At 45.9% G+C, this 13,528-nt stretch carries 8 protein-coding genes; all 8 read right to left on the reverse strand.

The genetic code is table 11. The annotated features are described in order from the left end of the window. Positions 1 to 3: 3 nt before the first annotated feature. The 8 genes from MYB54_RS07660 to MYB54_RS07695 all read right to left on the reverse strand — a co-directional run bounded on the left by MYB54_RS07660 (position 4) and on the right by MYB54_RS07695 (position 13,489). A complete protein-coding gene (locus MYB54_RS07660; protein WP_248721759.1) occupies positions 4 to 2,391 on the reverse strand; it encodes a S8 family peptidase in 2,388 nt (795 codons plus the stop codon). Between the two features lie 9 nt (positions 2,392 to 2,400). Beyond that, the gene (locus MYB54_RS07665) at positions 2,401 to 3,381 is read right to left on the reverse strand and encodes an AAA family ATPase (protein ID WP_248721760.1); all 981 of its coding nucleotides are present in this window, start codon (positions 3,379 to 3,381) and stop codon (positions 2,401 to 2,403) included. 25 nt (positions 3,382 to 3,406) lie between these two features. After that, positions 3,407 to 6,256 (reverse strand): SNF2-related protein, encoded by a 2,850-nt coding sequence (locus MYB54_RS07670; protein WP_248721761.1) that lies wholly within the window; start codon positions 6,254 to 6,256, stop codon positions 3,407 to 3,409. 202 nt (positions 6,257 to 6,458) lie between these two features. Then, positions 6,459 to 7,046, reverse strand: coding sequence for a hypothetical protein (locus tag MYB54_RS07675; protein WP_248721762.1), 588 nt, complete (start codon positions 7,044 to 7,046; stop codon positions 6,459 to 6,461). Beyond that, positions 7,043 to 7,711: a hypothetical protein gene (locus tag MYB54_RS07680; protein ID WP_248721763.1), complete on the reverse strand. Its 669-nt coding sequence runs from the start codon at positions 7,709 to 7,711 to the stop codon at positions 7,043 to 7,045. The genes MYB54_RS07675 and MYB54_RS07680 overlap by 4 nt, the downstream gene beginning before the upstream one ends. Positions 7,712 to 8,180: 469 nt before the next feature. Further along, positions 8,181 to 9,095 (reverse strand): hypothetical protein, encoded by a 915-nt coding sequence (locus MYB54_RS07685; RefSeq protein ID WP_248721764.1) that lies wholly within the window; start codon positions 9,093 to 9,095, stop codon positions 8,181 to 8,183. 52 nt (positions 9,096 to 9,147) lie between these two features. Beyond that, a complete protein-coding gene (locus MYB54_RS07690) occupies positions 9,148 to 12,435 on the reverse strand; it encodes a DEAD/DEAH box helicase (RefSeq protein WP_248721765.1) in 3,288 nt (1,095 codons plus the stop codon). 178 nt (positions 12,436 to 12,613) lie between these two features. Next, the gene (locus MYB54_RS07695; protein ID WP_248721959.1) at positions 12,614 to 13,489 is read right to left on the reverse strand and encodes a phosphorothioated DNA-binding restriction endonuclease; all 876 of its coding nucleotides are present in this window, start codon (positions 13,487 to 13,489) and stop codon (positions 12,614 to 12,616) included. Positions 13,490 to 13,528: the final 39 nt, after the last annotated feature.

Genomic DNA, 13,528 nt, shown 5'->3' on the forward strand with positions numbered 1-13,528 from the left:
TTTTTATCCAATACGTGCTCGCGCGCGTTCCTGTTCACGGATCTGCGCCTGAATTTGTGTATAAAGCTGCGCCTGTTCATTATCGCGATCGGTCGCGGTCACTACCAGTGCGTAAGGCTCCTGCTCGCTGCTGAATGCTTCGCCCCAATCTCTGTCTTGACGGGTTACAACGACAAACCATTTTTCATTCGGGTTACGCTGGCGGAAAGTCCATACCGACGACTGTACTGTACCGCGTTCCCGCTGCTGTGCTGATACAACACGGCTAGTTTGGGCATCATCGGAGCGGGTTTCCGTTTCACTCTGTGTCTGGTGATTAAAACTGGCCTGCACTTCATCCAGCGAGCGGCCTTTAACCAGCCGGAAACTAATCCGCGTGGCGGTATAATCCATCCGGGTTGTACGCACAGCAGGTGAGTAAGCCAGCGTGACACGAATTTCACGGGTTGATCGCTGCGATCTTAAAAAAGAAGCCGGGAAGGGCAGTTCAAAAAACTGATGGGCGTTATTTTCTATCTGCTCTTCACATTGCATGACTACAACATATTCTGAAGAGCGGTATAACGCATCCTCATCAATAATGCCGTAACCCGTTACATCGCGCTCTATCTCCCGGTTTCTCGTAGCAGGCGTGTTTTTATAACTTTCCCGCATCGCCAGCGGGAAAGCCTCCGTCATCGCCTGAGAGACAGATGCATGATTAACCAGCATTGCCCGTAGCATACTGGCGGACATATCCGGGTATTCATTTAACAGACGTCCTGCCAGATGCGTGATATACGGTGCGGCAAAGCTAGTACCACTGAGTTCTTTAAATAGGGTAGTGCCCTGAAACTGGTGATGGCAGCTTAATACGCCCAAACCACGCATATGCGCCTGCCATTGCCCTTGACGAACGTTGGAAGCGACACTGCCACCGTGCGCCACGACGTCGGGTTTAAACGCACCTTTTACTGATGGACCATGTCGGGTAAAAGGCGAAGGTTGGTTTTCTGTGGCTGGGCATAGGTGTTGAATATCCTCACGCCTCCGTTGCGCATCTTGCGTAGCGTTATGTCTGGCGATGCTGCCCACTGTCAGTACATTTAGTGCAGGAGCTGGATCGATGATAACGCTTACCTCATGCAACAGGTAATCAGGATACTCATCCCGCCAGCTATTCTGCGGTACGGGAGGTTCATCACTACCAGCAAAATTCCCTGCAGAAACAACAAAGAGCACATTGTACTGCCTTGACAATGTATCTAATAAGTACGCAATACCGCGGATATGTTTGCCATCGTAGGGCGCATTTGCATTTCCCAATGACAGGTTGAAAATGCGGCAACCAAGATCGACAAAATACGCAACCGCGGTTGCAAGAGTAGCTTCAATAGTTTCGGCATTGAATTCAGCCTGCTCGTTCAGTACTTTTCCATTATACAGCCATAGTTGAGGCTGCCAGAAATTGCTCTGGTTACAAGCCTCAACATCACCATACAGCGCAATACTGGCAACGGCAGTGCCATGTCCATGTTCATCAAACGCATCCTGATCGGGAATAAAGCTGGCGCTTTCAGCAATGGCAGTGCTTAATAAAGGATGGTTGGTATTAATACCACTATCCAGAATACATATCCTGGTCGCATTTTCCGCTGGCGAGCTCAGGCGAGCCGGAAGAGTATTGATGTCCCGGTTAATTTGTTGATAGCTAATGCCACTAGACGGTGGCAAATCAATAAACCTAACGTCCCGATGAGCTAACAGGTGTTCCGCTTGCGCGAGTGAAACCTCGACCCGGTACATCAACAGGCTGTCCAGATTGACTTTATCCCGCCTGGAAATACCCTGCACCTGTAACCAGTGCTCAAAACGTGTATACAGATCGATACGTTTGGGATGATGTGCAACTTCGATAGGCCAGAGCTCCACATCCAGTTTAAAGCGTTCTGCTACAGGGAGACCATAACGCTTGAGAGCCCAACTTTTGCGATCTTCTGCCGACCAGCCCTCAATACCGTCAAGTGCCTCTAGGATCTGTTTGTAAGTTAGTTCTGTATTATCTAGACCGAGGGATGCCAGATGTTCTGCAAATGTAGCCAGCCCTTGCTCGTCACTAAAGACTACGCATACTTGTTTATTTTCCTGACTGACAAACTCTACGCCATGATGTATCAATGCCGAAAAATTCATCGTGCCGCTGTAGTTCAGTTTGAGTATATATCGACCATCATCGGCGCTGCTTGGTCCCTGCGTCAGCATCGGGCGCAGAGTCTGGAGCTGGTTCAATAACATTTGCCCATGCTGACGTAAATCGCCTCTGCGAATACGAGGCATATTGACTCTGCGGGTCCGTCGGTCGTTCTGAAGAGGGGCTTTGAAAATATTTAGATGCTGATAATTCGCCGTCATGGCAGTCCCTTATCGGTGAGTTCTGGCGTTTTCTCGCTGCATCGCGTTTTTTAAATCTTTCAGCGTCAGGAATTCCTGATGACGCAGGATCATGTGTTTGGTGGCCCGGCGAACAATGCGTTCGATATCTGCACCACTTTTACCATGAAGCAAGGATAACAACTCATTATCGTCCAGTTCAAACTGTCGGCGAATGCCACGTAGCTTTAACGCCAGCAACTCGCGTAACTGCGTCTGATCTGGCAGAGGAAACTCAATCACTTCATCGAAACGACGCCAAATGGCGCTGTCCAAAATATGTTCATGGTTGGTGGCCGCCAGAATTAGACTTTTGCCCTGATAAGCATCCATCATTTGCAGCACAGCATTGACAACCCGGCGTAATTCGCCGTGTTCTCCGCTGTCGCCGCGTTCTTTACCTATTGCATCAAATTCATCGAACAAGACCACCAGCGGATGTTGGGCAATAAAATCAAAAATTTTACGCAGATTGGCGGCTGTTTCACCCAGAAACGAGGATACCAGTACATCAAGGCGGACAATTGCCAGCGGCATGTCCAGCTCAAAGGCAATGACCTCCGCCGCCAGTGTTTTACCGCAGCCTGGTGGCCCGAAAAACATGATCTTACTGGCTGCTTTCATCCCATAGCTATGCAATACATCGCTACGCCGGTGCTCTTCAAGGAGCTCATCAATCACTGTAGCGCTGGTAGCTGGAAGGATCATTTCATCGAGGCTGCGCTGCGGTTGCTGTAGGTCCAACAGTGGCAGCCCCCTTTCTTTATCTACCGGTGCCGGAGGCAACGTAGGTGAACGCGAAGCCTGAACAATGTGATCGCCATAAAGAATATGCTCCAGATCGTTAGCCAGAAGATGGTGCTGTTTCTGACGTTCCTCATCAATAATGGCTTCTGAAACGCGACGGAACGTAGCAGTGTCGCCCGTCGCGCCCGCTTTTATCAGCTGTCTTAATACTTTACCGTTAGCCATTATTGACTCCTGAAACAACAACACTTCATGCGGAAGGTGAATTCAATGTCCAGCTCACCGCAAATAATTGGCTGGACGTTATCTCTGTCGCCAGCTTTTGTTCAACCTCTTCCAGCAGGCGGTCTTCTTCCTGCTCAATTTTTTTCTTTTCATCATGATACTGCAACATGATGTTGTCACGCTCGCGTTCTAGTGCCTTTAGCGAGCGTTTAGCTTCCATCTTCTCTTTCAGCGAAGGAAGTTGGCGGGCGGTTTTACGCGCTTCTTTAATTTCTGCATCTAGCTGTTTGATGCGTAGGTCCAGCGCGATGCGACGATCTTCTGACCAGCGTTCAAGTTTTTCTACTTCTTCATTGTAATAAAGTTCGTTATCACGTTCGACCTGCTGGATAAAAGAATTCCGTAAAACCTCACATTGTGCGGTTAAAGTGGGTAACAAAGGCTGTTCTTCGATTGATGTTACCTCTGACAACGGCAAGCGAAGCAGACGGGATGCGGTTTCTTCCGCCACTACCTCACCATTTTCCGTTACGGCAGCGACAAGTAGCTGCTCTCGTTGTTGTTCTTGATTCCCGATACTGACTTTTGCTAGTAACAACTGCCCTGATCGTTGGCAAAGCAATTTTACATCAGCCAATTGTCCCGCCTTGGGTTGGTAGATGAAATGGAGTTTCTGACAAACTGGCAATGTGGAAAGGTCTTTTCCCTCATGTAGGGCCACATCAATCAGTTGCTTTCCATATCCCTGATTAGGTCGGAAAAATTCTGCATCCTTTTCATCCGCAACAGGCCAGCTAACGTCATAATACTTTCCCGAGGAACGAAAACCAGTTTCAGAGTGCTGGAAATCGCTATTGTCACTTAGAAACATTTCCGCTAGCAGCAGCAGATTTTCCTGATAATCGTTTAACTGTGCGAGGGTCGTTGTGCGTCGAGTTTTTAGATTTCTGACGACATCTACATCGAAATGTTCAAATAAGGAACGCCGGGTTTCATTCTCCCGGTTTTCCAACTGGTCTTTGAGTTCATCCTGGAGCTGATTAAACTCCTGTTCTATTTGCTCGTCGGAGCGGCAGTGCTGGTAAATCTCATGGATACGCCGTTCAATATCAACGCCCGATTCTATCGATCCCAGGATATCATCGGATGCACCAAACACGCCTTCAAAAAGCTGGAATTTCTGGCTCAATAGTTCAAACACACGCTGATCGGCCCGGTTGCCTTTATTAATGAAATTGACCACTACAACATCGTGCTTTTGTCCGTAACGGTGAACACGCCCGATACGTTGCTCAACCCGCTGCGGGTTCCAAGGTAAGTCATAATTGATTAAGAGAGAGCAGAACTGAAGGTTGATACCTTCTGCACCGGCCTCGGTACATATCATCAGAGTGCCTTCGTCCCTAAATTTTTCGACCAGCGCCGCCTTCATGTCCGCCGTACGCGAACCGGAAACCCGGCCAGAGTTTTGATGCTTCTCCAACCAGTCGCTATAAATCTTTCTAGACGCCGCATCGCTGTTACTGCCGTTGAGCAACACGACTTCGCCTTCATACCCATTGTCTGAAAGCAGTTGCGCTAGCCAGGTTTGGGTGCGCACGGACTCGGTAAAAATGACCGCTTTACGCAATCCACCCAGTTCTACTGTGAATTCGAAAGCCCGACTAAGAACGCTTAACAATGCCTCCGCCTTGGCGTTTTTAGTTATAGATGCCGCTAACGTTTTATAACTTTTTAACTGATCGATTTCTGCCTGTAGAGCCCGAGGATCGATGGTATCTTCATCCTCGATACCTTCTTCATCACTGTAATCATCATAATTTTCATAATCAGTCAGGGCATCTAAGACCGGCATTTTATTTTCTAGACGATGAATCATAGTCTCCAGCGTTCCCTGAATCGCAGTGGACGATGAGGCCAGAATTTTGCGGATGACTAATGTTACTAGATGACGTGCACCACTTTTGATTGCCAGTAGATCGTCTTGCTGCAAATAAGAGGAAACCTGTTTATAGAGAGCTTCTTCTTCATCCGTCGGGCGAAAATCTTCGGTTATTGAATGACGGCGGGTAAAACTGATCCCCCCCTCCTGCTGAACCTGTCGGCGAAGCGTGCGGTTACAGATCTTATTCAGACGTACCCTTAATAACGCTAATTCTGCATCGTCAATATTCTGCCTAGAATAACGGGCCTTAAACGAGGCCAAATCGCCGAAGAAATGTGGGTCAATAACGGAAACCAGACCATAAAGCTCAAGGATACTGTTTTGAAGCGGCGTAGCGGAGAGCAGAATTTTTTTCCTGCCAGATAATGCACTACTGAGTTTTTTGGCCGTTTTCGCGCCATCGCTCTTGTAGATATTTCGCAGTTTATGGGCTTCATCCATGACGACCAGATCCCATGGGATACGTGCCAATTCATGTTCTTTACGGGAAGCGAATTCGTATGAACAAATACATATCGCAGCCTCCCCAGTCGCGTTTTCAATGTCAAATGGATTACCACATCCCTCTTTGATCATTTGATTGAAGCTTTTTGCTTCGATAATGCGTGAAGGTAATGAAAATTTCTCTTCCAGTTCCTGACTCCACTGCTTACGCAGTGTTGCAGGAGCAATAAGTAATAGTCTCCGACGTCGTTCTGCCCATTTCTGCGCCAGAATCAGGCTGGCCTCAATGGTTTTCCCTAGTCCCACCTCATCGGCAAGGATAACGCCATTAGACAGAGGAGATGCTAGTGCAAACATCGCCGCTTCTACCTGATGGGGGTTCATATCAACCCGCGCGCTGGCGATGGTCTGCGTCAGTGAGTCTTCGGCTTTGCCGCTTAACGTTAACCAGTGCGCCAGATAGTGACGTTGATGACTTGAATACATTTTTTATACCATTCAGATAGGGCGGTATGAAGATAGGTATCTTATTTTACTTTCATGAGTACAAGAGTTCTAGCCATTGTATTGTTGACTCGTCTGCTATGAAGACCCGTAGTTAGTGCGCTTACAATGCCGACTGGTTAACTGCCATGGTATCAAGAGTACGAATGAGGTTATGGGGTAAAGTTTTTCACGCTCAGGAGCATCATACCTTTGGTGGTTCAAGAGAAATAAGCCACTGCGCCATATCCGTTAAAGACTCATAGCCACTGTGTTTCAGGCCGCACAGCAAATCTTCCTGGCGCGGCTGACCGAAGACAATGCGGTAGAGTGCCAGATCCCGTTTAAGGCTTTTAAACTTGATACTTTCTTTGCTGTACGGTAGCAGGGGAACCCGGCGTTCGACGCGAGAGGTCCCTTCTTCAAAAATCCAGTAGGGAATCAGATCCGACTGGCCTCCTTTGCGCTGGCTTGCCGCAAGCGCGAAGAGCTGAGCCCATGGATCTGCACTTTCTGCCAGCGAATGCAGTGCACTCAAACCATAATGCTCGGCAATATGTAAGGTGTAGTGGGTGTTACCTTTGGTAAAATCCGACTCACCAGTGCCAATAATCAACCCATCGACGTGCTTTGCCGTATTTTTTAATTTTTCCGTATGAATGATTGACTTGATAAGACGAGACAAACTTTGCTCCAACAACTGCTGAATGTTGAGCGCCGATTTACGTTCGCTGGGGCCTGCATCAACCAGCTGTTCAGAACTATCTTCTGTAAGATACAGTGCATCACTCATCCCCAGTGCCCCACCAGCAGATTAGTCAGCACCACCACTCCAGCGCCAACGATTATCCCCACAACTGCGGTGACAAACAGGGTTGCACGCGCCTTACTACTTGTTTGCTGTTGCAAAATTTGCAGGCGTGACTGGCTTTCATTTTGTTCTAGCAACTGACGTGATTTATTCGCCTCTTCTTCCATTTTTAGTCGTAAGGCGCTTTCATTGGCAATGATTTGCCGCAGTTGGATGGCAGAAAAACTGATAGCACTAATTTTATCGGCCACTTCGTTGTAAACTCGACCTAAATCGCTTCGTAATTGCGTCAAATTATCGCGCAGTGCTTGCTCGGCTTTTTGTAAATCGTTTTTATTGTTTTGCAGCAATTGTCGGCGGGAGGTTTCATCAAACACTATCCGAAGAGATTCGATAATAGTGCTTTTGCCCGCATTGGTTTCGCCAAAAAACGCGAGGGTAAATTTATCCCACTCGGCATGTTGCTGCAGGTAGGCCAACTTCTGGTTGAAAGTATCCTGCAGAATCTGTAGTTGCGCCGTCATCGCATTAAGCTGCTTTTTGCCATCTTCGTTCTCGACATGAAGCCCTGCAATATCAGCTAATGTTTGCTCAATGTTACGCCCTACATCGGCATAAAGCCGGTTGAAGTCCTCAGCGGTATTCATTTTATCTCTCATTAGAGTGGTGTAGCTACCGGTTGGCTTTTAGCATGTTTTGCCGTCCGAGTATAAAATCCGTGTTGAACGTCTTTTTCATCAATACTGATTGCATAATGCGTATTTCATCCGTAAAGAGCGGACTACGGGTGATATAAATCTTGGTGTTCGTAGAAATTGGACATTACCAAATCCATATCGGTAAACCAAATAAACGGTGAAAAGCGGATTACTTTATCTGTTAACCGCGATGTCAGTCCAGAGTTCGTTAAATATTATTTTGGTGGTTATGGGCCGCCTTGAATTAGTAGTGATAGAGCTGTAGTCCCACAGGTTTTAGTACCTCCGCCAATGAGGATTCCCGGCCAGTATTTTCCTGGCATATCGTCTTACTTCTGATTTATAACTTATCGTGTGGCTGTCTATAGAGTCATTACGTACTTTTAGTGAGTGGTATGTTTTTTAATCAATAAGCATATCAAGCTTTACCTTTCCCCCAAAGACGGTAATAAAGATACGTAAGGTCATCTAGTTTAAAATTGATATAATTAGCATTATTATCTTTAACTGGTGGGAGTTCGCTGAAAATGAATAAATAAAGTGGCTTTGATGGATTGCTCATTGCTATTTTGTCTAAAGCCTCTCTGGATGTTCTTTGATAATCTGAGCGTTCAACGAGCCGAGCAGGAATGAAAAAAGTTGGTTTACACTTTACATCACCAGATCTCATCTCGTTTGCAAAACGAACTAAATAATAGTCATCTTTTTTATTTATCCACGCTTTCCCAAAATAAATCCTCGGTTCATCCGGATGTTCGCTCAGATCTTTTCTATCATCAACTCGAATAAAAAAATCTCTTAAATGAATTCTTCCTTCAGCCGTTTCTAGGAAGAAATTTTCTTTAGCAATAAAGGCATCCGCTAATCCAGACAAGCGTTTTCGGGAGCGTCGTTTTTGTTGATTTTCATCATCTTCGTTTATCCCCATGCGCTTTGCACGTTTTATTGAGCCTTCGTTATCCTCAGTTGATGTAAGGTCATGTGTAATGCGCTTATTGGGCGCAGATAAAACAAGTTCAACAACATCATCACGGATAAAGGGCAGGGCTTCGGGATCATCTTTCGTGTGCTGCACCCGGCGAAACTCATCGTCAGTTTGTTCTTCCAGCCGGCATCCACGAGTATGTTCAGAGACAAATTTGAAATAGGGGTCACGCTTACGCAGCCGCTTAGGCCGATCAAGATTGGCACATGTAACTTGGGCATGACAATTCGGTTCTGGACATTCAAAAAGGTGTTTGGATGTGACAAGGCCTTGCGTAAATAATTTATCGGCCTCTACTGCTGTCATGTCTCTTTTCAACTCCAAACTTTTTGCCAGCTCTAGCCTCATATGTCCTCCCGTTTAAAGAATATGCCCTTAGATATGGTATTTACTCAGTATCTTAGTACTCGGTTGGTAGTTTATTCGCTAGATCCTGAAACCAAGGTAATCCATGCCATACATTTGGATTACCGATTACAAAGATATTTTTTTTAGCACGCGTAAGGGCCACATTTAACAGATTTGGCTTACTTGCCGCCCATTTAGCGCCACCGTCACTATTCTCGTCGCAGCCTAGGACAAAAATAACAATATCATTTTCCTTACCCTGAAATGTATGGACAGTACCGATACATTTACTCTTCCAATCATTGATTTCTTGCTGCTTTATCAGAGGAGTATGCTGTCTCCAAACTTTTATACTCCGCTGTTCGACCAGTTGTAAAATGCCCGTTTTAACTGCTTTGAACGGTGTAATGACATAGATAGAATTGAGCTGCACGTTCTCTGCCAGCAAGCGATCTAAAAGAATAAGGAAATCATTACCGTGGCTATCACGATACTGTTTTTCTCCTTGACCACCAGTAGAAGCCAGCCAATGATTGTGAATTACATTGTTTATCGATTGGCTAACAATTTTGTCAGTATCAACCCCATGAATCATCCTGTTATCATAGGCCATCTTATTAGACAGGCTGAACATCGGCTCAATACAGCGTCGATGTACCCATAAGGGAATACCTATCCATATAGACCTATTCATTACATGTAACTCGCATCCCCATGAATTAACACGATCGGCAACTTGTTGTACTGAAAGCATGCCCGGATTCCAATCTTTAGCATGTTCCTGAAGTACATCCAGACAAAGGCGTTCAACCAACGGTTGCGGAGTAGTGAATACAGGTTCGATCTGCAATGGATCGCCAACCACCAAAACGCGCTTAGCGCGCCAGATAGCACCAACTGCCTGCTGTGGCGGTGCTTGTCCAGCTTCGTCGATCATCAACCAGCCGAGTTCTTCGTTTTTTACACCATGGAACATGCGGCCAATTGAGGCAAAAGTGGTGGAAATGACGGGTACTATCATAAATAGCGTTTGCCACCAGAGTATGGGCGTTGTCTCCGTGTGGGGGGAGGCCAGAAAGTCCTTAATACTATAAACTCTATTTCGAAAACGCTTAATTCCCAATGCTTCGTAAAGCCAGGCCTGATGTAGTTCCATTGCGGCAACAAATAATGCTGAACGTTGACGGTTTATCTGCTCGTTCTGCCAGAATGCTGTGCGTTGCAAAGTAGCATCATCAATCGATTGAGTGTGGGCCGGTAGCACGATATCGGGAAATTGTGCCTTCAATGAGAGCAACGTTTCCTGATCGTTTCTCTGTTGCTGGACAATATTGGCAATATCTTGCTCAATACCTCGTTTTGTTTTTTCAATGTCAGTACACCACTTGAGCTGTTCAGCTACTTTCTGGACACACCCGGCCTGTATCTCTCGCTGCTTTAATAGGTCAAGTGTTATCGCATGTTGTGAATTCTGGTAATGAATAAAGCGTTTGCGGTTTATTAAGCGAGTTAACCAGCCCGGTTTATTACTTTCGAAGTCTTTTTGCTGCTGTTCTAGGCATTGAATCTGTGTATCTGCCGCATACAGTTGTGTTTCGGTAAGCGCTAACTCACGTAGACGTTCCTCATGACACTTTGTAATTTCAGCCAATTTCAGAGATAAGGTGTCAAGAGTATCGTCAGGTTGCTTGCTGAGTAGAATGGCATAGGTAATTAACTGTTGTTGTAATGCCTCTGTTTGTTTGACACAGTTGATGAATTGTTTTTTAGCTTCAGCAAAAGATATCGAGGCATGGTAATGCTTCCAGCGCCATAGGCTGAGAAAATCCTCATTATTAGGACGTGATATTTCAGACTGAGTGCCGCGTTCAAAATGCTCATCAAAAAACAAACGCTGAGTGAACTTAGTTCGATTATCTTTTTTCCCGAGCGCAGCGGAGATGATTCCCCAGCATTGAGCTTCATCCTTAAGGGGTTGGAAAAGATGATGAAAATTTCCTTTTCTCGGCCCTTCTTTGATTTTTTTATGTTCACTTTTGGGGCGATACTTTGCCGCGATCTGGTTTGCCGTTGGCGCTAAATAGCTCAGCGAGCGAAATTCTTCGGCCAGAGATTTCTTCTGCGGTAACTCTTTCGATATATTTTCTACCGCAGAATTATTCGAGGAGGCAACAACCATTTCAAAACCGGTGAGTGCGTGTACAATAAAACCGTCACTATTTAGAGTGTCATCAACGTCTTTAAATCGAGATAGTTTCTTTGCCCTTTCAACCACATTATGTGCTATCAAGTCGCGTAGCAGAGTTGTTTTCCCCGTCCCAGGAGGGCCGTTGACAGAAAGCAAGCCGCCATCAACAAGCTCTTCTATTGCGGTGTTAATTGCAAACTGCTGCATTAATGACATAGCATGTTCAGGAGGAGAGGGCCAGCGACCATGAGGCATGTTCGCTGGTTGCAATTTATCAATGATCGAGGCGAGGCCATTTTGTGAGTACAGATCGGCATTGCGCGGCGCATTGTCTGCAAGGTAAGTTCTGAGTGCTTTACACTCATCATTTCGTTTTATAGCCGCGATGACGAGTTCAATGTCTTCAAAGAAGAAGCTGTTTAAGATCGGTAGTACTAAGCTTTTATCGTTTTCACTAACGTCTTCTTCCGTTTCATCCTCTTCTTCCTGCAGTGCTTCGGATATGTTACCTTTTTTCTCAAACCAGTCGATTTGTAAAACATATTCCCATTTGGGTTCAAAGTCTGCCCATGCAACTAAATGCGCCGTGAGCAGCGTGAAAATGTCATCAGCCCGCAGTACTCCGGGGCCATTCTCACGAACCGGTTTTAATGTCGCGCTAAAGTTTCTAAGCGTACTAGCAAGTTGCTGGCACCCCGTAGCAAAAGACTCAGAATTAATTAATTGAAAGCGTTCTTTTTCCAAATGTCCGAGTGCCCATGGAAGAGAACTTATAGATAACTTATCCAGCACAGGCACACCTTCTGGGTCCAACTGGAGTTTAGCAAAACAGGTGGTTCCTTCCTGATCTAACCTTTGCTCTTGCTCTTCTGTATTAAGTTCGGTATCTGGCCCAAACACCTTCTGGCTAACAGTATTGGCTATTCCTTTATCGAACAGTCCGATGTGGATGCAGTATGACGCTTTCGGTGGGATTTCATGCTGTTTACATAGATCAGCAGAAAGCCAAGGAAGTTGCGTATCTTTGTTCTGGCTAAGCTCTTTAAACGATATTTGCAAACTATTCTTTCTTTCTTCCAGTGTATAAGGCTGGAAAAACTCTATACGCTGCCAAGCGCGGAGAATATCATTGCTGAGAGAAGTTTCGGCCATCATAGCTCTTTAATTATTATCCAAAAAATAAATTAGAGATGTCGTGTTTTAGGTAACATATTTTTATAAATGGTAATTTGAATACTACACATATTTTTATGTCAAGGCAGCCCAAAATGGACTGGTTTGATGCTGTAGTATTTTGGTTTGCCAGTACTATTTCCTTTTCTAAAACAACTCAGATACCTTTAAAAACCTGACCCCGATGCCATTCCACAAACCGCTCAAGCGGGTAATACTCCCGCTTTTTAGGCAGAAACAGCGATTTTCCCTCGAAATCCCAGAATAGCCTTTCGACGATCTTGCTGCCATTCGCACCTTCAGAAACCATCAACTTCATACTGTCATCAATACCGATAACGCCAATATCAAATGCAGAATGATGTACCGAGCATAAGGCAAGCCCGTTGGTCACGGTGCAAGGGCCACCGTATTGTTTCCATTTGATGTGTGCCGCTTCGAGGCCGACAGGCGTTGTATCGTGCCGTAAATCATAACCGCAGACCGCACAGCGGTATTGATACGCACGTAGTACCGTTTGACGGAAATGAGGATCACGAGACTTGCGTACATCATCTAGCGATAGTTCCAGACGGTTGGCAATGACTTCCTGAACACTTTCAGGAAAATGCTCGCTTAAAATCTGCTGAGCGAGTTTATCGATAAGTTGAGGTTGTTTGCATAATAGTTGATAGCTGACTTCATCAAATCCCCCCATGACACCGTGCTGAATCAGCTCACGATTTGGCGGCTCTTTACTCCCTTTCTGCGGTGAACAATGCTCGTCGTTCTGCAACTGCCAAAAGCCATCTCCCTTCAACCGCCAGAAAGGCATTTCAGGGTAATGAGCACGCCGCTGTGGCCCAAAGCTGTTCAAAAGTGCCAAGAGCTGCGGACGGATTTCGTCGCCATAGTGAAACAGGCGCGGGTGTCCCTGTTGGTAGGCCGATAGAACATAAAGCAGCAACAATGGCTTATGAGGCGCACGTTGATCACCTTTACGCCATATAGACATATTGGAAATTGCGGTTTGAAGTTCCTGGACAGATGGCATACGCAATACAAACTAAAAGGGAATATATTGCGATAATGC

The organism is Pectobacterium nicotianae (assembly GCF_023272715.1).
GTDB lineage: Bacteria > Pseudomonadota > Gammaproteobacteria > Enterobacterales > Enterobacteriaceae > Pectobacterium > Pectobacterium brasiliense.

Excerpts from the sequence above, each read along its gene's own strand:
- MYB54_RS07660 (WP_248721759.1), bottom strand. The coding sequence starts at position 2,391 with ATGACGGCGAATTATCAGCATCTAAATATTTTCAAAGCCCCTCTTCAG.
- MYB54_RS07665 (WP_248721760.1), bottom strand. The coding sequence starts at position 3,381 with ATGGCTAACGGTAAAGTATTAAGACAGCTGATAAAAGCGGGCGCGACG.
- MYB54_RS07670 (WP_248721761.1), bottom strand. The coding sequence starts at position 6,256 with ATGTATTCAAGTCATCAACGTCACTATCTGGCGCACTGGTTAACGTTA.
- MYB54_RS07675 (WP_248721762.1), bottom strand. The coding sequence starts at position 7,046 with ATGAGTGATGCACTGTATCTTACAGAAGATAGTTCTGAACAGCTGGTT.
- MYB54_RS07680 (WP_248721763.1), bottom strand. The coding sequence starts at position 7,711 with ATGAATACCGCTGAGGACTTCAACCGGCTTTATGCCGATGTAGGGCGT.
- MYB54_RS07685 (WP_248721764.1), bottom strand. The coding sequence starts at position 9,095 with ATGAGGCTAGAGCTGGCAAAAAGTTTGGAGTTGAAAAGAGACATGACA.
- MYB54_RS07690 (WP_248721765.1), bottom strand. The coding sequence starts at position 12,435 with ATGGCCGAAACTTCTCTCAGCAATGATATTCTCCGCGCTTGGCAGCGT.
- MYB54_RS07695 (WP_248721959.1), bottom strand. The coding sequence starts at position 13,489 with ATGCCATCTGTCCAGGAACTTCAAACCGCAATTTCCAATATGTCTATA.